The sequence below is a fragment of the Pseudomonas sp. FG-3G genome, from assembly GCF_901007645.1.
In the GTDB taxonomy this organism is placed as follows: domain Bacteria; phylum Pseudomonadota; class Gammaproteobacteria; order Pseudomonadales; family Pseudomonadaceae; genus Aquipseudomonas; species Aquipseudomonas rhizophila.
In genome coordinates this window covers 1-16,484 of sequence record NZ_CAAKGZ010000037.1, presented here as the reverse complement: position 1 = coordinate 16,484, position 16,484 = coordinate 1, and the positions used below count along the sequence as shown (strand labels likewise).

The window sequence follows — 16,484 nt, the reverse complement described above, 5'->3', positions numbered from 1 at the left end:
AAACGCCGCGAGTGTACGACCAACCGTGAGGTGTTTATGAGCGCGACCCTGTCCGAAGCGACACCGGCGTCCTTCGTCCGCCATCCGATCCGCCTGACGCTCAATGGTCAGGCGCGCGAACTGCACGTGCTGCCCTGGACCACGCTGCTGGACCTGCTGCGTGAGCAACTGGATCTGGTGGGCAGCAAGAAAGGTTGCGACCACGGTCAATGTGGTGCCTGTACGGTGCTGCGCGATGGCAAGCGGATCAACGCCTGCCTGACCCTGGCGGTGATGTGCGACGGCGCTGAGCTGACCACCATCGAGGGGTTGGCCAACGGTGATCAGTTGCATCCCATGCAGCAGGCTTTCATCAAGCACGACGCCTTCCAGTGCGGTTACTGCACGCCTGGGCAGATCTGTTCCGCGGTGGGATTGGCCAATGAAGGCCGGGCACAGACTGGGGCGCAGATCAGCGAACTGATGAGCGGCAATCTCTGCCGGTGCGGCGCCTACAACAACATTCGTGACGCTATCGAAGAGGCATTGCCGCTCTGTCAGCAGGGAGGTGATCAATGAACCCTTTCCAATACAGCAAGCCCGACACTGTGCAGGCCGCCGTCGACTTGTCGAGCCCGGTTTCACGCTTCATTGCCGGTGGCACCAACCTGCTGGACCTGATGAAAGAAAACCTCACCCGTCCCGAGCACCTGATCGACATTACCGGGCTGCCCCTGGCGGACCTCAGCGAAACCCCTTCCGGCGGGGTGATGATCGGCGCGTTGGTGAGCAATGCCGATCTGGCTTGGCATCCCTGGATCCAGCGCCGCTATCCGCTGCTTTCCCAGGCAATCCTGGCGGGCGCCTCGCCGCAGTTGCGCAACATGGCCAGCACCGGCGGTAACCTCCTGCAACGCACCCGCTGTTATTACTTCTATGACGCCAACGTGCCGTGCAACAAGCGACGGCCAGGCAGCGGCTGTCCGGCTCGGGACGGCTTGAACCGTATGCACGCGATATTCGGCGCCAGTGATCAATGTGTCGCCACGCACCCTTCCGACATGTGCGTGGCACTGGCTGCCTTGGAGGCCGTGGTGCATGTTATCGGTCGGGGCGGGGCACGGACCATCGAGTTCGCTGACTTTCACCGTCTGCCCGGCGATGCCCCGGAACGGGACAACCAACTGGCCGATGATGAACTGATCACCGCCATTGAGTTGCCTGCCGCCGGTTTCGCTGAACACAGCCATTACTTGAAAATTCGGGACCGGGCCTCCTACGCCTTTGCGCTGGTTTCGGTAGCGGCGGCGCTCGAGCTGGACGGGCCGGTGATCCGCCAGGCGCGCCTGGCCCTCGGCGGCGTGGCCCACAAACCCTGGCGCGACCGGGCCGTGGAGAGCTGGCTGACCGGCCAGACCGTCAGCCGCGAAACCTTCACTGCTGCCGCTGACGCGCTGTTGCAAAACGCCGAGCCGCTGGAACATAACGGCTTCAAGGTCAGACTGGCGCGCCGGGCAGTGGTCCGCGCCTTGAGCGATGCCGCACTGGTGGGAGGACAAGCCTGATGAATGCTTCGAGCAAATCCATAGGGCAACCACTTGACCGGGTCGATGGCCTGCTCAAGGTCACCGGCCAGGCCCGATATGCCGGCGAATACCCCGAGGACGGTTTGCTGCACGGCAGCGTCGTCTCCAGCAGCATCGCTCGTGGCCGCGTGCTGCGCATCGATGCCACCCGAGCGTTGGCGTTGCCCGGGGTGGTCACGGTGATCGACCACACCAACCGCCCCAGGATCGCCAGCTACGACGAGCCTTACGAGGACGCCGATGCGGCAGAGGGTTCGCCGTTCCGACCGCTGTACAACGATCAGGTACTCTACAGCGGCCAGCCGTTGGCCTTGGTGGTCGCTGAAAACCTCGAGCTGGCCCGCCACGCCGGTTCGCTTATTGAAATCGAATATGAAGCCCGGGACCATCAGACCGATCTGGCAATCCTGCAAAACCAAGCCCATCCGGCGCCGGCAGAATTGCCCAAGCCCCGTGGGAATTTTCAGGGCGAGTACGCCAGTTCGGCCCTCAGTGTGGACGTGTCCTACAGCACACCGATCGAACACCACAACCCGATGGAGCCTCATGCCTCCACCGTGCTGTATCAGCCTGACGGCAGCCTGCACATCCACGACAAGACCCAAGGCACGCAAAACTGCCAGGCCTATGTGCAAAAGGTCTTCGGGCTTGAGAAAGAGCAGGTGCGAGTGTTTGCCGCCTATGTGGGCGGCGCCTTCGGTTCCGGGCTGCGGCCACAGTACCAACTGCCCCTGGCGGTGATGGCAGCGCTGACGCTCAAACGCTCGGTGCGGGTCAGTCTGACGCGCCAGCAGATGTTTACCTTTGGCTATCGACCACGGACCTTTCAGCGCCTGCAACTGGGGGCCGCGGCCAACGGGCGACTGTTGGCGGTGGCGCATACCGCCATCGGCCAGACCTCGCGCTTTGAAGATTTCACCGAGCATGTGGTGGAGTGGAGCGGCATGCTCTATCACTGCGACAACGTTGAATTGACCTACAAACTGGTGCCGTTGGACGTCTATACGCCGCTGGACATGCGCGCTCCCGGCGCTGCCCTGGGACTGATCGGCCTGGAGTGCGCCATGGATGAACTGGCCTGTGCCCTGGCGATCGATCCGGTTCAACTGCGGTTGCTCAACTATGCCGAGCGTAACGAGAACGAAGACAAGCCATATTCCAGCAAGGAGTTGCGTGAGTGCTATGCCCAAGGTGCCCGTCGTTTTGGCTGGGACAAGCGCAACCCGGAACCGCGCAGCATGCGTGAAGGTCGGCAGTTGGTCGGTTGGGGCATGGCGGGCGGTGTGTGGGAGGCCATGCAGCAGAAGGCCAGCGCTCGGGCCTCGCTGGATGCCAACGGTCAGTTGACCGTCAGCAGTGCCACCACTGACATCGGTACTGGCACCTACACAGTTATGACCCAGATCGCCGCCCAAGCGTCAGGCGTTTCCCTGGAAAACGTCACCTTTATCCTCGGTGATTCGTCGCTGCCGACTGCGCCGCTGCAGGGCGGCTCGTTCACCGTCTCGTCGGTGGGCACCGCTGTGCAGCAGGCCTGTGAAGCCCTGAAGGAAAAACTCCTGGCTGTGGCGCGGCAGAGCTGTCCGGCCTTTGCTGGTGCGACCCTTGAGCAAGTGACGTTTGCCGACGGTCAGCTACGGTTGGGCGAGGCCTGTGTCTCGTTGGCAGAGTTGGCGCAAAAAAGCGGCGAGACGCCCTTGCAGGTTCAGGTTACTGCCGAGCCGGAGGAAAAACGCCAAGCCTACGCTACGGCCACGCATTCGGCGGTGTTTGTCGAAGTGCTGGTGGATGAGGACTTGGGCACGGTGAAGGTCAATCGGGTGGTCAGCGCCATCGCCGCCGGACGGGTGATCAACCCGAAAACCGCGCGCAGCCAGATCCTCGGCGGCGTGGTCTGGGGCGTCGGCATGGCCTTGCACGAAGAAACCTTGACTGACCATGCGTTGGGCCGGCACATGAATCACAGCCTGGCGGAATACCATGTGCCGGTGAACGCCGACATCGGGGACATTGACGTGGTTTTTGTCGACGAGCACGACGAGATCGTCAATGCCCTCGGCTCCAAGGGCGTCGGTGAGATTGGCATCGTTGGTGTGGCGGCGGCCGTGGCCAATGCGATTTATCACGCCACCGGCAAACGGGTCCGGGACTTTCCCATCACGCTGGATAAATTGCTTTAGGTTTTCGCAGCGTCCACCGGTTCGTGCATCCGGTCACGGTTGGCCAGGGTCGGGAACAGTTTGATCCAGACCCCGGTCACCAGCAGTGTGCCGACACCGCCCATGACCACCGCCGGCACGGTGCCGAACCAGTGGGCGGTCAGGCCGGACTCGAACTCGCCCAACTGGTTCGAGGCACCGATGAACAGTCCGTTCACGGCGCTGACCCGGCCGCGCATTTCGTCTGGCGTTTCCAACTGCACGAAGGAGGCGCGGATCACCATGCTGATCATGTCCGCCGCGCCTAGCACCACCAGCACCGCCAGGGAAAACCAGAACGAAGTGGAGAGGCCGAAGGCAATGGTGGCGACGCCGAACACGCCCACGGCGGTGAACATCACCCGACCGACCTTGCGCTCCACGGCAAACCGCGCCAGCCATAGCGACATCAGCAAGGCCCCCACCGCCGGAGCCGAGCGCAGCAGGCCCAGGCCCCAGGGACCGGTAAGCAGAATATCCTTGGCGAACACCGGCAACAGCGCGGTCGCGCCGCCCAGCAGTACCGCGAACAGGTCCAGGGAAATCGCCCCGAGAATGTCCGGGCGGCTGCGGATGAAGCGAATCCCGGCCAGCAACGAATCCATGGTTGCCTTGCCTTTGTTCAGCGGCGTCTGGCGGGCGGGCAGGTTGAGCATCAGGCAGCAGGCGATGACGTAGAGCAACACGGTCGGCCCATAGACCCAGACGCTGCCGAAGGCATAGAGCAGACCGCCCAGTGCCGGGGCGACGATGGTCGCGGACTGCTGGGCCGACTGCGCGGCGGCCACGGCGCGGGGAAACAGCGCGGCCGGCACGATGCTCGGCAGCAGCGCTTGGGTGGTCGGCATCTCAAAGGAGCGGGCGGCGCCCAGCAGGAAGGCGAGGATGAAGATCATCTCCCGGGTGACGTTATCGGTGGCGCTGCCGATGACCAGCGCCAGGGCAATCATCGCCTGCAACGACTGGCAGATCGCCGCGACCTTGCGGCGATCATAGCGGTCGGCCACATGCCCGGTGTGCAGCATGAACAGCACACGCGGAGCAAACTCCACCAACCCTACAAGACCCAGGTCCAATACGTTGCCGGTCAGTTGATAGAGGTTCCAGCCGATGGCCACGGTGAGCATCTGGAAGCCACTGGCGGTGAAAATCCGGGCCAGCCAGAAGGCGATGAAGGGGCGGTGGTGGCGGAGCAGCAATGGTGCTTGGCTGGGCATCTATGACGGGTCCGGTGATGAGGGCATCGAGATTATCACCGAGTTGTAACTGGAGGTTGCGGTTGCTGGAAAAATAGTTAGCCAAGCATCTACTTTTCACATAGCACGCTTTTTTTGTGGCGAGGGGATTTATCCCCGCTGGGGTGCGAAGCGGCCCCAAGCTTTTGCGAGCGCTGCGCACTCGAGCGGGGATAAATCCCCTCGCCACAACAGTGCACTCCTCAAGATTCAGAAATCTTGGCTTAGAGCAGGATTGCAGCACTGAGACAACCTGTCACGCGACAAAAGACCACGCCGTCCGGCGGCCATAATGCGACTACTCTTTGAGCATTGCTTGATCCAGGTCAATACCCTTCGGGGGCTTGGGCTGGCGGCCATCCGGCCACGTTCCTGCGTTGTGACGGTTTAAAAAAAGAACGATTTGAAAAGCATCGCACTCCATATCCCTGGAGGTTGCGATGCAAGCCCCGCCCGCAGCCGGTTTTACCTGACAGAGGAAGACTTATGTTCGGTTTGGAGGCGCTCGATCTCGCCCGAATCCAGTTCGCGTTCACCATCTCGTTCCATATCCTGTTCCCGGCCATCACCATCGGCCTGGCGAGTTACCTGGCGGTACTCGAGGGCTTGTGGCTCAAGACCCGCGACGACACCTACCGCGACCTGTACCACTTCTGGTCGAAGATCTTTGCCGTCAACTTCGGCATGGGTGTGGTATCCGGTTTGGTCATGGCCTATCAGTTCGGCACCAACTGGAGCCGTTTCTCTGACTTTGCCGGTGCGGTCACCGGGCCGCTGCTGACTTACGAGGTGCTCACGGCGTTCTTCCTCGAAGCCGGGTTCCTGGGGGTGATGCTGTTCGGTTGGAACCGCGTCGGGCGCGGTCTGCATTTCTTTTCCACAGTCATGGTAGCGATCGGCACGCTGATCTCGACGTTCTGGATCCTGTCCTCCAACAGCTGGATGCAGACTCCCCAGGGCTACGAAATCATCGATGGCCGGGTCATCCCGGTGGACTGGCTGGCGGTGGTGTTCAACCCCTCGTTCCCCTATCGGCTGTTGCACATGTCCACGGCAGCGTTTGTCGCCACGGCGTTTTTCGTCGGTTCGTCGGCGGCCTGGCACTTGTTGCGCGGTCGGGATACCCCGGCCATTCGCCGCATGCTCTCGATGGCGATGTGGATGGCGTTGCTGGTGGCGCCGATCCAGGCCGTCATTGGTGACTTCCATGGCCTCAACACCCTCAAGCATCAACCGGCCAAGATCGCGGCCATCGAAGGTCACTGGGAAAACGTCGGCAATGAGCCTACCCCGCTGATCCTGTTTGGCTGGCCGGACATGCAGGCGGAAAAGACCCGGTTCGCCGTGGAAATCCCCTACCTGGGCAGCCTGATCCTGACCCATAGCCTGGACAAGCAGGTGCCGGCCCTCAAGGAGTTTCCGCCTGAAGACCGACCGAATTCGACCATTGTGTTCTGGTCGTTCCGGATCATGGTGGGCCTGGGGCTGCTGATGATTTTCACCGGTCTGTGCAGTCTCTGGTTGCGCCGCAACGACCGGCTCTACCAGTCTCGACCGTTCCTTCACATGGTCTTGTGGATGGGGCCGTCCGGCCTGATCGCGATCCTGGCAGGCTGGTTCACCACCGAAATCGGTCGCCAGCCCTGGGTGGTCTACGGCCTGATGCGCACGGCCGATGCTTCCTCCGGCCACAGCTTTGCGCAGATGAGCATCACGCTTGTGCTGTTCGTCGTGGTGTATTTCGCGCTGTTCGGTGCGGGGCTGAGCTACATGATGCGCCTGGTGCGCAAAGGGCCGGAAGCCCATGAAGATGAGCCGGCCGACGGTGGCCCGGGTCAGAAACGTACCCCGGCCCGTCCATTGTCGGCCGCCGATGATGGCGACGACGAAGTGGACCATAACGACAGCTCGCACAAGGGGAATTGAGTCATGGGTATTGATCTTCCGCTGATCTGGGCCGTGGTCATCATCTTCGGCATCATGATGTACGTGATCATGGATGGCTTTGACCTGGGGATCGGCATTCTTTTCCCCTTCATCAAGGCTGAGCGTGATCGTGACGTGATGATGAACACCGTAGCGCCGGTCTGGGACGGTAACGAAACCTGGTTGGTGCTGGGTGGCGCGGGCCTGTTCGGGGCGTTTCCGCTGGCTTATTCGGTAGTGCTTTCGGCGCTGTACCTGCCGCTGATCCTGATGCTCATCGGGCTGATTTTCCGCGGCGTGGCCTTTGAGTTTCGCTTCAAGGCCAAGGCTCACAAGCGCCATCTGTGGGACAAGGCGTTCATCGGCGGTTCCCTGACGGCCACCTTCTTCCAGGGGGTGGCGTTGGGGGCGTTCATTGATGGATTCGAAGTGGTCGATCGCCAGTTCGCCGGCGGCTCCCTGGACTGGTTCACACCGTTCACCGTCTTCTGTGGCCTGGCCTTGATCGTCGCCTACGCCTTGCTCGGCTGCACTTGGCTGATCATGAAAACCGAAGGCAAGTTGCAGGAGCAGATGCATAACCTGGCCAGGCCGCTGGCGTTCGGGGTGCTGGCGGTGATCGGTATCGTCAGTATCTGGACTCCGCTGGCTCACGCCGATATCGCGGCGCGCTGGTTTACCCTGCCAAATCTGTTCTGGTTCCTGCCGGTGCCGATCCTGGTGCTGGTGACCATGTACGGGTTGTTTCGCGCCGTTGCCCGCAACGCCAACTACACGCCGTTCATTCTGACGCTGGCGCTGATCTTCCTCGGTTACAGCGGTCTGGGCATCAGCTTGTGGCCGAACATCGTGCCGCCATCCATCTCCATCTGGGACGCGGCGTCACCGCCACAGAGCCAGGGGTTCATGCTGGTCGGGACGCTGTTCATCATTCCTTTGATCCTGGTGTACACCTTCTGGAGCTACTACGTGTTCCGAGGCAAGGTGACCCATGACGACGGCTACCATTGATTGACCAGCGAGGCATTGAAAATGGCCAAGCCTGATTTGAAAGACATCGAAGCGGCTGAAAAGAAGCCGCTCTGGCAGCGACTTGGCTGGCTGGCGCTGATCTGGGCCGGCAGTGTGCTGGCGCTGTTTATCGTCGCCAGCCTGATGCGGATGTTCATGAACGCCGCAGGGCTGACCACCCACTGACGCTCCCGGGCAGGGTCAAATTATTTGCGGGCCTTGAGGATGACGAATTTCGGGGTTGCGGCCACTTGTTCGACCCCCCGGAACAACCGCGCCAGTTTGCTGTGGTAGCCCAGGTGCCGATTGCCGACGATGTACAGCGCGCCGCCGACCACCAGTGCTTCGCGCGCCTGCTGAAACATCCGCCAGGCGAGGAAGTCGCCCACCACCTGCTGTTGGTGGAAAGGCGGATTACACAGCACTACATCCAATGACTGCGCCTCTTGCCCGGCCAGACCGTCCCCAGCTCGTATGGTCACCTCACGCTCGCCCAGGGCGGCGCGCCAGTTCTCTGCGGCCGACTGCACGGCCATGTACGATTCATCCACCAGGGTGTAGTGGGCCTCGGGATTCTGCAGGGCGCTGGCGATTGCCAGTACACCGTTGCCGCACCCCAGGTCCGCGACGCGGGCGGTGCCCAGGTTCTTTGGCAGATGCGGCAGAAATGCCCGGGTGCCGATGTCCAGGCCTTCGCGACAGAACACGTTGGCGTGGTTGAGCAATTCGATCTTCGGCTCTTCCAGCCAATAGCGCGTGGGGTAGGGGGATGCGGCCGGCACTCGGGTTTCTGGCTGGAGCGCTTCTGGCGTGGCGATCAACAAGCGAGCTTTTTTCACTGCCAGCGAGGCCTGCACCGGGCCAACGTAGCGTTCCAGCAGGTCACCGGCGGCCCGTGGCAGATGCTTGACCATCGCAGCAGCAATCACCTGGGCACCGGGGGCCAATTGGCCTTGCAGGCGAATCAACTGTTCTTCCAGCAGGGCCAGGGTTTTTGGCACTTTGATCAGGACGCGGTCGAAAGGTCCGGTCAACGGTTCACTGGCCGGCAACGTCGGCACCGCATCAAAGGGCAGGCCGTTGCGCACCAGGTTTTTCTCCAGCGCCTGCAAGGCCAGGTACGAGTCGCTGCTGCTGATGACTTCAACCTTGCCGGCAAGGCTCGCCGCCAGGGCACCAAAGCCGTCATTGAGGACCAGGACCCGGGTATCGGCGAGCGGCTGTTGCTCGGCCAGATACGCGAGCAGGTATTCGTCGGCTGCGTCAAAGGCTTGCAGCGGCTCGTTCTGCTGTTCGGGTTGGCGGATCAGGTCAAGTTGGGCGAAGGGACTGTCGAGCAAGGGCATGGCTGGGACTCTGGAGATCAACGAATGTCCCGCTGCCCCGGGGCAGGTGTCTCAGCGGGACCGCCTGAATGAACTTCGTCGCGTACTGGGCGCGTCATCATTCAAGTGGAGCCGTAAATGGTACGTTTTTTTTCCAGGCATTACTCGCGGGTTTTTTCAGGTTGGTAAGTGCGCCGCACGGTTCAGATCACATGGATGTGGGCCGCCTTGGCTACCGCTGAGATTTTGTTGTTGACGTTCAGCTTTCGCATGCAACTGCACACATGGAAGTTCACGGTGCGCTCGGAGAGGCAGAGGATTCTGCCCACTTCCGAAGCCGTCTTGCCTTCGGCCGACCACCTCAATACTTCGATCTCTCTGGGTGATAAATGACATTTTTGTGGAGTCGCGGCAGCGTCAGCCAGTTTTTTGCTGGCCAGCGCATGCAATCTTTGACTGGCGAAAATGGCATAGCCCAGATTTGCGTAGTGCTCGTCGATATCGATGGGGCAATGAGTCCGGGCCAGGCTGAAAAGGCTGCAGTGTGCCCCCTGTTCATCATGAACGGCCTGGGTCCAGCCATACTTGAGTCCCTGTCGATTAAGTTCTCGCCACAACTTGGGGGCCTGAGCAAAAACAGTCTCATCCCACAAGATTGGAAGCGGTGATTGATTGCAATGTGCTACTAGTGGGTCGTTCGATGCATAGCCGTTCTGTTCATATAGTCTGTCCCATCCATAAGGGTAGTTATTCAGGTTTACCTTGTTGGTATGCTTGTCCGGGCTTCCGAGATAGGCTGAGAATGCACAATATTCAAATCCCTGATTGTTAAAGAAATTCAGGACTAGACGATAGGCCGTCTGTAAGTCCTTTTCACAGGATAACTTCCTCAACAGCAAGTCCTTCCACTTGTCCATCGCTCTCTCCTGGGTTGAGTTCGTCCATGCGGATCCAATCCATGATGCGAATTTTTAGTGTAGGACTATTCTTAAATTGCAGTGAGCTTTTTTTTGTTTGCTTACAGTTTGAAATGTTTAAGAAATAAACTTTTTGAGTATGATTTTACAGTTTGGATGGTTTTGTATAAGTCTGGTAGAGGATATGCTCGGCGACAGAGACGTTAGTAGCTAAAGTGCCACTACTCGTTGTCAGTGGTGAAGGGGCTCACTTTGCGGGACACTGTAAGTCTTGTCTCGTTGGAGTGGCTCATGATCGACAGCTCAGAGAAGTTCACCCGTCAAACCTTGCTCGATGTGCAGCCCGTGGCACCTCATTTGTTTACGTTGCGTACCACACGGGATCGCGGTTTTCGTTTTCGGGCGGGGCAGTTCGCCCGGCTCGGGGTCGCTAAAGCGGATGGCACCATCGTTTGGCGGGCATATTCCATGGTGTCTTCGCCGTTCGATGAATTCCTCGAGTTTTTTTCCATCGTGGTACCGGACGGCGAGTTCACCAGCGAACTGAGTCGGCTGCAGCCAGGCGACAGCCTGCTGGTTGATCGCCAGGCCTTTGGCTACCTGACGCTTGATCGTTTCGTTGACGGGCGCGATTTGTGGCTGCTGTCCACGGGAACGGGCGTCGCACCGTTCCTCTCGATTCTCCAGGATTTCGAAGCATGGGAAAAATTCGAGACGATCGTCCTGGTGTACAGCGTCCGCGAGGCACGGGAGCTGGCATATCAGGAGCTGATCAAAGGGTTGAGCCAGCGCGACTACCTGGCCGGCTACGCTCACAAGTTTCGTTTCATCGCGACCGTCACCCGTGAACAGCATCCCGGTGCGCTCAGCGGACGAATCACGACACTGATCGAAAATGGCGAGTTGGAAAGGGCGGCTGACATCGAGCTGACGCCGGAACACTCGCGGGTGATGTTGTGCGGCAATCCGCAGATGATCGATGACACGCGCAAGCTGCTCAAGGCCAGGGGCCTGCAACTGAGTCTCAGCCGTCGGCCAGGTCAGGTGGCCGTGGAAAACTATTGGTAGAAAAGGCGCCTGTGGCGAGGAGATAAAAAACCACGCCACAGGCGGCGAAGTGTGAGTCAGGGCCTCTCGTTCTGGGCCTTGAGCAGGTCGCGAATTTCGCTCAGCAACAGTTCTTCCTTGGTCGGAACCGGTGGCGCGCTGGGAGCAACGGCTTCTTCGCGCTTGAGGCGGTTGATGGCCTTGACGCCCATGAAAATGGCGAACGCCACAATGATGAAATCAATGGTGCTTTGAATGAATTTGCCATAGGCCAATACCACCGCCGGCGCATCGCCTTGTGCCGCCTTGAGTGTGATGGCCAGGTCGCTGAAGTCCACCCCGCCAATCAAAAGGCCGATCGGAGGCATGATGACGTCGCCAACGAAGGACGAAACGATTTTGCCGAAAGCAGCACCGATAATGATCCCGACGGCCATGTCGACGACATTGCCTTTGACCGCGAAGGCCTTGAACTCGTTAATCACGCCCATGAGTTGTTCCTTGTGACAGATGAAGTGGATGGTGGCAGTGTAAATCAGCCAAACGCGTCCTGCTCGAAACGCCTGCTTACAAAGCTTCAGTTATCGACTCGGGACAGGGGGAAAAGTTTACAAAGTGCCATCAATCGCGCGTGATACGCGGTCCCGAGCCGATTCCCTATAAGGATTTTTCTATCGGATCGGTGCGGCATTTCTATTTAGGTTTTTCTTTTTCGAGCACTAGCCTCTGCAAGGCGCACATGGATGCGCTCTATAACATCAGAGGAAACGCCTATGAACATTTCCCTTGGCGGCGGGACTTTTACCCCTCGCCGTGCTTTTTTTGTGCTCACCGCCAGCCTGTTGTCCTTGTCCGTTAACGCGGCCACCCTGACCCGCGATAACGGTGCGGCCGTGGGCGACAACCAGAACTCGCAAACAGCCGGTCCTAACGGGCCGACCTTGTTGCAAGACGTGCAACTGATCCAGAAACTCCAGCGCTTCGACCGCGAGCGCATCCCCGAGCGCGTGGTGCATGCACGAGGAACCGGCGCCCATGGCACATTTACAGTCACCGACGACCTCAGTGACCTGACCAAGGCCAAAGTCTTCGCCGCTGGCCAGGCCACGCCGGTGTTCGTGCGTTTTTCTGCTGTAGTGCATGGCAACCATTCGCCGGAAACCCTGCGTGACCCCCGTGGCTTTGCCACCAAGTTCTACACGGCCGAGGGTAACTGGGATCTGGTGGGTAACAACTTCCCGACCTTCTTCATTCGCGATGCCATCAAGTTTCCAGACATGGTCCATGCTTTCAAACCCGACCCTCGGACAAACTTGGATGATGACGCCCGCCGTTTCGATTTCTTTTCTCACGTGCCCGAAGCAACGCGCACGCTGACCGAGTTGTATTCCAATTCCGGCACGCCGGCCAGTTATCGTGAAATGGACGGTAACGGTGTGCATGCCTACAAGTTGGTGAATGCAAAGGGTGAAGTTCACTACGTAAAGTTTCATTGGAAAAGTTTGCAGGGCCTGAAAAATCTCGATCCGAAAGAAGTTGTGAAAGTTCAGGGGCAAGATTACAGCCATATGACTAACGATCTGGTGAGTCATATTAATAAGGGCGACTTCCCGAAATGGGACTTGTACGTTCAGGTGCTGAACCCGCAGGACCTTTCCACGTTTGATTTCGATCCTCTTGATGCGACAAAAATCTGGCCGGGTGTGCCTGAACGCAAAGTCGGGCAAATGGTTTTGAACCGTAACCCGGCGAATGTTTTCCAGGAAACCGAGCAAGTGGCGATGGCGCCGGCCAATCTTGTTCCGGGCATCGAGCCGTCGGAAGATCGACTGTTGCAGGGGCGGGTGTTCTCCTATGCCGATACGCAAATGTATCGAGTGGGACCCAACGCGCTTCAGTTGCCCATCAATGCGCCGAAGGTGGCGGTCAACAATGGCAACCAGGACGGCGCGATGAATTCGGGCGCCACCAGCACCGGCGTGAATTATCAGCCGAGCCGCCTGATGCCTCGCCAGGAACAGCCAACGGCACGCTACAGCCAGACCGCGCTGACTGGCAGTACCCAGCAGGCGAAGATCCAGCGTGAGCAGAACTTCAAGCAAGCCGGTGACCTGTACCGCTCGTTCAACCAGAAAGAGCGCAATGACCTGATCGAAAGCTTCGGCGGATCGCTGGCGACCACCGATGAGGAGAGCAAGCACATCATCCTGTCGTTCCTCTACAAGGCTGATCCTGAATACGGCACTGGTGTAGCCCGTGTCGCCAAAGGCGATCTGACCCGGGTCAAGGCGCTGGCGGAAAAACTCAGCGACTGATCCACAGCCTGGCACGTGCATAACCCGTGGGAGCAAAGCTTGCTCGCGAAGCAGGCGCTGCGGTCTGAAGCCAGACCGAGTCGTCTGCGTTGCGGGCAAGCCATGCTCCCGCAACCCTGCATCTACAGCCTTGCGCCAAGGAGACGTCATGCTGCGTAACTTCCTGTTTTCGATGCTCGCAATCGGGTCGTTGAGCGTATGGGCCGATCAGCCCATGCCCACCGACCCGGTGGTTGTACAAGAGCAGTTGCAAACTTATTACTTCGACGCCGCCCGGCGGGGCGACGTGCCGATGCTCGAGACCTTTATCGAGGCTGGTTACTCGCTCAACACCCAGGACGAAAAAGGCTACACCGCGCTGATCCTGGCCGCTTACCACGGCCATGGCGCGGCGGTGGAGCGGCTGCTGGCCGCTGGCGCCGATGCCTGCACCCAGGACAACCGGGGCAACACGGCGCTGATGGGCGCCATTTTCAAGGGCCAAGTGCAGATCGCGCGCCGTTTGTTGTCCACCGATTGCAACCCGGACCAGCGCAACGGCGCCGGACAGACCGCAGCGATGTACGCCGGCCTGTTCAAGCGCGTCGAGTTGCTCGACGCCTTGGCGGCCAAAGGGGCGGACCTGCAGGCCCAGGATCCGCTGGGCAATACCGCGGCGAACCTGGTCAACGGTGAAATCAGAATGCCGGCCCCGCGCTGACCCCCGCGTGGGCTATCATCGCGGTTTTTATCCCGGAGTTCAGATGGCCAAGGCAAAGCGCATGTATGGCTGCACCGAGTGCGGCTCGACCTTTCCCAAATGGGCCGGCCAGTGCAGTGAGTGCGGTGCCTGGAACACCTTGACCGAAACCATGGTCGAGAGTGGCGGTGCCGCAGCCCCCACCGGTCGCACGGGGTGGGCCGGTCAGCAGGCGCAAATCAAGACCCTCGCCGAAGTCAGCGTCGAGGAAATTCCACGGTTTTCCACCGCGTCCGGCGAGCTGGACCGCGTATTGGGCGGTGGCCTGGTGGACGGTTCGGTCGTGCTGATTGGCGGGGACCCGGGCATCGGCAAGTCCACCATCCTGTTGCAAACCTTGTGCAACCTGGCCACGCGCATGCCGGCGCTGTACGTCACTGGCGAGGAATCCCAGCAGCAAGTCGCCATGCGCGCCCGGCGTCTGGGGCTGCCCCAGGATCAACTGCGGGTCATGACCGAGACGTGCATCGAAACCATCATCGCCACGGCCCGCCTGGAAAAACCCAAGGTCATGGTGATCGACTCGATCCAGACGATTTTCACCGAACAACTGCAATCGGCGCCGGGCGGCGTGTCACAGGTGCGTGAAAGCGCGGCGTTGCTGGTGCGGTATGCCAAGCAGAGCGGTACGGCGATTTTCCTGGTGGGCCACGTCACCAAGGAAGGCGCGCTGGCAGGCCCGCGGGTGCTGGAGCACATGGTGGATACCGTGTTGTATTTCGAGGGCGAATCCGACGGTCGCCTGCGTTTGTTGCGGGCAGTGAAGAATCGCTTTGGCGCCGTCAATGAATTGGGTGTGTTCGGCATGACCGACAGAGGCTTGAAAGAAGTCTCGAATCCTTCGGCGATTTTTCTCACGCGCGCCCAGGAAGAAGTGCCGGGCAGTGTGGTCATGGCGACCTGGGAAGGCACCCGACCGATGCTGGTGGAGGTTCAGGCGCTGGTGGATGACAGCCATTTGGCGAACCCGCGTCGGGTCACCTTGGGGCTGGATCAGAATCGGCTCGCCATGTTGCTGGCGGTCCTGCATCGACACGGTGGCATTCCTACCCACGATCAGGATGTTTTCCTCAACGTGGTGGGCGGCGTCAAAGTATTGGAAACCGCGTCTGACCTGGCGTTGATGGCGGCGGTCATGTCCAGCTTGCGCAATCGGCCGCTGCCCCATGATCTGCTGGTGTTCGGTGAAGTGGGGCTGTCGGGGGAAGTCCGGCCGGTGCCCAGCGGACAGGAGCGGCTCAAGGAGGCGGCCAAGCACGGTTTCAAACGCGCCATCGTGCCCAAGGGCAACGCGCCGAAGGAAGCGCCTGCCGGGTTGCAGATCATTGCCGTGACCCGCCTGGAACAGGCGCTGGATGCATTGTTCGAATAACTCCGAGGCCTGCTGCGTGGTGCAGGGTTATTCAAATATGTACCAACGCCGCCAATTCCCGCTCAAGCTCAGCCTGATCGGCGAGGTTCAACTCCACCAGCCGGCGCAGATGGGCGATGGAGTCCAGGTCGATATGCTCGCAGACAAAGCCCAGATGGCCATGGTCGTCGTGGGTCAACCGAACCTCCATCTGCACTTCCACGTCGTTGCTCAAGTGAATGTCGGCTACGAAAGTCTTCTCGGGATTGCCAAGCCAGGGCTCGGGCTTTTTGATCAGCAGGCCCTTGAGAGACAGGTCCAGCAGTTCGACCGGCCAAGTCAGTTTGTCCTCGTCCTTGCCCTGACTCAGCTCGGTTCGGGCATGGAACTCGATTCGTACGAAGCGGCGGCGTTCGCTCATTACGTATTCCTTTCTGGAGATTGATTGACTATAGACCCAACTGGCGCGCCGTCGTCACCGTTGGGCTGCTGGGCAGACAAATGTCGGGGGTGGCCTTTGTTCTCGTTAGCGCTAAACTCCGATGGCTGTCTTTCTTGTCCACCCTGGCCGGAATATAAAAATGACAAATAATAATAGCCTGCTGCGCCACATACCCTGGCTACTGCTGGCCGTCTTGGGAGCGAGCGCCCTGGGCGTCGTGGCATTGCGTCGGGGAGAGGCGATCAACGCCCTCTGGATCGTCGTCGCAGCCGTGGCCATCTACCTGGTCGCCTACCGCTACTACAGCCTGTTCATCGCCAATAACGTGATGCAACTCGATGCGCGCCGGGCCACCCCCGCCGTGCTCAACAACGATGGCCTGGACTATGTCCCGACCAACAAACACATCCTGT

16 protein-coding genes are annotated in these 16,484 nt (G+C 60.0%); 11 read left to right on the top strand and 5 right to left on the bottom strand.

What is annotated here, in order from left to right:
• The first annotated feature begins 36 nt into the window (after window positions 1–36).
• Genes PSEUDOMOFG3G_RS23710 through PSEUDOMOFG3G_RS23700 form a run of 3 tightly spaced genes read left to right on the top strand, consistent with a single transcriptional unit; the run spans window position 37 to window position 3,745 of the window.
• The gene (locus PSEUDOMOFG3G_RS23710; RefSeq protein ID WP_047229571.1) at window positions 37–558 is read left to right on the top strand and encodes a (2Fe-2S)-binding protein; all 522 of its coding nucleotides are present in this window, start codon (window positions 37–39) and stop codon (window positions 556–558) included.
• Entirely contained in the window at window positions 555–1,544 is a 990-nt protein-coding gene (locus PSEUDOMOFG3G_RS23705) for a xanthine dehydrogenase family protein subunit M (protein ID WP_047229572.1), read from the top strand. The genes PSEUDOMOFG3G_RS23710 and PSEUDOMOFG3G_RS23705 overlap by 4 nt, the downstream gene beginning before the upstream one ends.
• On the top strand, window positions 1,544–3,745 hold the full coding sequence (locus PSEUDOMOFG3G_RS23700) for a xanthine dehydrogenase family protein molybdopterin-binding subunit (protein ID WP_139051200.1): 2,202 nt from the start codon (window positions 1,544–1,546) through the stop codon (window positions 3,743–3,745). The genes PSEUDOMOFG3G_RS23705 and PSEUDOMOFG3G_RS23700 overlap by 1 nt, the downstream gene beginning before the upstream one ends.
• Here the strand turns inward: PSEUDOMOFG3G_RS23700 and PSEUDOMOFG3G_RS23695 are convergent.
• Complete coding sequence (locus tag PSEUDOMOFG3G_RS23695) at window positions 3,742–4,980, bottom strand: MFS transporter (RefSeq protein ID WP_047229574.1); 1,239 nt, start codon at window positions 4,978–4,980, stop codon at window positions 3,742–3,744. The two genes, PSEUDOMOFG3G_RS23700 and PSEUDOMOFG3G_RS23695, sit on opposite strands and share 4 nt — an antisense overlap.
• A 504-nt stretch (window positions 4,981–5,484) precedes the next feature.
• Between PSEUDOMOFG3G_RS23695 and PSEUDOMOFG3G_RS23690 the strand changes: the two genes are divergently transcribed.
• The 3 genes from PSEUDOMOFG3G_RS23690 to PSEUDOMOFG3G_RS23680 are packed head-to-tail and all read left to right on the top strand — an operon-like array spanning window position 5,485 to window position 8,121.
• Window positions 5,485–6,924: a cytochrome ubiquinol oxidase subunit I gene (locus PSEUDOMOFG3G_RS23690; protein WP_047229575.1), complete on the top strand. Its 1,440-nt coding sequence runs from the start codon at window positions 5,485–5,487 to the stop codon at window positions 6,922–6,924.
• Window positions 6,925–6,927: 3 nt separating this feature from the next.
• Window positions 6,928–7,935: a cytochrome d ubiquinol oxidase subunit II gene (gene cydB, locus PSEUDOMOFG3G_RS23685; protein WP_047229576.1), complete on the top strand. Its 1,008-nt coding sequence runs from the start codon at window positions 6,928–6,930 to the stop codon at window positions 7,933–7,935.
• A 21-nt stretch (window positions 7,936–7,956) separates the two neighbouring features.
• On the top strand, window positions 7,957–8,121 hold the full coding sequence (locus PSEUDOMOFG3G_RS23680) for a DUF2474 domain-containing protein (RefSeq protein ID WP_076386412.1): 165 nt from the start codon (window positions 7,957–7,959) through the stop codon (window positions 8,119–8,121).
• Window positions 8,122–8,141: 20 nt separating this feature from the next.
• Here the strand turns inward: PSEUDOMOFG3G_RS23680 and PSEUDOMOFG3G_RS23675 are convergent, their stop codons facing one another.
• Entirely contained in the window at window positions 8,142–9,281 is a 1,140-nt protein-coding gene (locus PSEUDOMOFG3G_RS23675) for a class I SAM-dependent methyltransferase (RefSeq protein ID WP_139051199.1), read from the bottom strand.
• Window positions 9,282–9,463: 182 nt separating this feature from the next.
• Window positions 9,464–10,177, bottom strand: coding sequence for an autoinducer binding domain-containing protein (locus PSEUDOMOFG3G_RS23670; protein ID WP_047229578.1), 714 nt, complete (start codon window positions 10,175–10,177; stop codon window positions 9,464–9,466).
• Window positions 10,178–10,468: 291 nt separating this feature from the next.
• Here PSEUDOMOFG3G_RS23670 and PSEUDOMOFG3G_RS23665 point away from each other — a divergent pair, with 291 nt between their 5' ends.
• Window positions 10,469–11,245 (top strand): ferredoxin--NADP reductase, encoded by a 777-nt coding sequence (locus PSEUDOMOFG3G_RS23665; protein ID WP_047229579.1) that lies wholly within the window; start codon window positions 10,469–10,471, stop codon window positions 11,243–11,245.
• Window positions 11,246–11,301: 56 nt separating this feature from the next.
• On the opposite strand, the gene mscL is transcribed toward PSEUDOMOFG3G_RS23665, so the two are convergent.
• Window positions 11,302–11,715 (bottom strand): large-conductance mechanosensitive channel protein MscL, encoded by a 414-nt coding sequence (gene mscL / locus PSEUDOMOFG3G_RS23660; RefSeq protein WP_047229580.1) that lies wholly within the window; start codon window positions 11,713–11,715, stop codon window positions 11,302–11,304.
• Window positions 11,716–11,997: 282 nt separating this feature from the next.
• Here mscL and katB point away from each other — a divergent pair, with 282 nt between their 5' ends.
• From katB to radA, 3 genes are all read left to right on the top strand, one after another.
• Complete coding sequence (gene katB / locus PSEUDOMOFG3G_RS23655) at window positions 11,998–13,539, top strand: catalase KatB (RefSeq protein WP_047229581.1); 1,542 nt, start codon at window positions 11,998–12,000, stop codon at window positions 13,537–13,539.
• Between the two features lie 148 nt (window positions 13,540–13,687).
• Window positions 13,688–14,239 carry an ankyrin repeat domain-containing protein gene (locus PSEUDOMOFG3G_RS23650; protein ID WP_373685104.1) on the top strand — a complete coding sequence of 184 codons (552 nt, stop codon included), beginning with the start codon at window positions 13,688–13,690 and terminating at the stop codon, window positions 14,237–14,239.
• Window positions 14,240–14,282: 43 nt separating this feature from the next.
• The gene (gene radA / locus PSEUDOMOFG3G_RS23645; RefSeq protein ID WP_030140305.1) at window positions 14,283–15,650 is read left to right on the top strand and encodes a DNA repair protein RadA; all 1,368 of its coding nucleotides are present in this window, start codon (window positions 14,283–14,285) and stop codon (window positions 15,648–15,650) included.
• Window positions 15,651–15,681: 31 nt separating this feature from the next.
• Here radA and PSEUDOMOFG3G_RS23640 read toward each other — a convergent pair whose 3' ends face one another.
• Window positions 15,682–16,050, bottom strand: a complete 369-nt coding sequence (locus PSEUDOMOFG3G_RS23640) for a PilZ domain-containing protein (protein ID WP_107322961.1) — start codon at window positions 16,048–16,050, stop codon at window positions 15,682–15,684.
• Between the two features lie 160 nt (window positions 16,051–16,210).
• Between PSEUDOMOFG3G_RS23640 and PSEUDOMOFG3G_RS23635 the strand changes: the two genes are divergently transcribed.
• Window positions 16,211–16,484: carbon starvation CstA family protein (locus PSEUDOMOFG3G_RS23635; protein ID WP_306670308.1), on the top strand; the 274-nt coding region annotated here is incomplete at its 3' end.

Excerpts from the sequence above, each read along its gene's own strand:
- PSEUDOMOFG3G_RS23710 (WP_047229571.1), top strand. The coding sequence starts at position 37 with ATGAGCGCGACCCTGTCCGAAGCGACACCGGCGTCCTTCGTCCGCCAT.
- PSEUDOMOFG3G_RS23705 (WP_047229572.1), top strand. The coding sequence starts at position 555 with ATGAACCCTTTCCAATACAGCAAGCCCGACACTGTGCAGGCCGCCGTC.
- PSEUDOMOFG3G_RS23700 (WP_139051200.1), top strand. The coding sequence starts at position 1,544 with ATGAATGCTTCGAGCAAATCCATAGGGCAACCACTTGACCGGGTCGAT.
- PSEUDOMOFG3G_RS23695 (WP_047229574.1), bottom strand. The coding sequence starts at position 4,980 with ATGCCCAGCCAAGCACCATTGCTGCTCCGCCACCACCGCCCCTTCATC.
- PSEUDOMOFG3G_RS23690 (WP_047229575.1), top strand. The coding sequence starts at position 5,485 with ATGTTCGGTTTGGAGGCGCTCGATCTCGCCCGAATCCAGTTCGCGTTC.
- cydB (WP_047229576.1), top strand. The coding sequence starts at position 6,928 with ATGGGTATTGATCTTCCGCTGATCTGGGCCGTGGTCATCATCTTCGGC.
- PSEUDOMOFG3G_RS23680 (WP_076386412.1), top strand. The coding sequence starts at position 7,957 with ATGGCCAAGCCTGATTTGAAAGACATCGAAGCGGCTGAAAAGAAGCCG.
- PSEUDOMOFG3G_RS23675 (WP_139051199.1), bottom strand. The coding sequence starts at position 9,281 with ATGCCCTTGCTCGACAGTCCCTTCGCCCAACTTGACCTGATCCGCCAA.
- PSEUDOMOFG3G_RS23670 (WP_047229578.1), bottom strand. The coding sequence starts at position 10,177 with ATGGACAAGTGGAAGGACTTGCTGTTGAGGAAGTTATCCTGTGAAAAG.
- PSEUDOMOFG3G_RS23665 (WP_047229579.1), top strand. The coding sequence starts at position 10,469 with ATGATCGACAGCTCAGAGAAGTTCACCCGTCAAACCTTGCTCGATGTG.
- mscL (WP_047229580.1), bottom strand. The coding sequence starts at position 11,715 with ATGGGCGTGATTAACGAGTTCAAGGCCTTCGCGGTCAAAGGCAATGTC.
- katB (WP_047229581.1), top strand. The coding sequence starts at position 11,998 with ATGAACATTTCCCTTGGCGGCGGGACTTTTACCCCTCGCCGTGCTTTT.
- PSEUDOMOFG3G_RS23650 (WP_373685104.1), top strand. The coding sequence starts at position 13,688 with ATGCTGCGTAACTTCCTGTTTTCGATGCTCGCAATCGGGTCGTTGAGC.
- radA (WP_030140305.1), top strand. The coding sequence starts at position 14,283 with ATGGCCAAGGCAAAGCGCATGTATGGCTGCACCGAGTGCGGCTCGACC.
- PSEUDOMOFG3G_RS23640 (WP_107322961.1), bottom strand. The coding sequence starts at position 16,050 with ATGAGCGAACGCCGCCGCTTCGTACGAATCGAGTTCCATGCCCGAACC.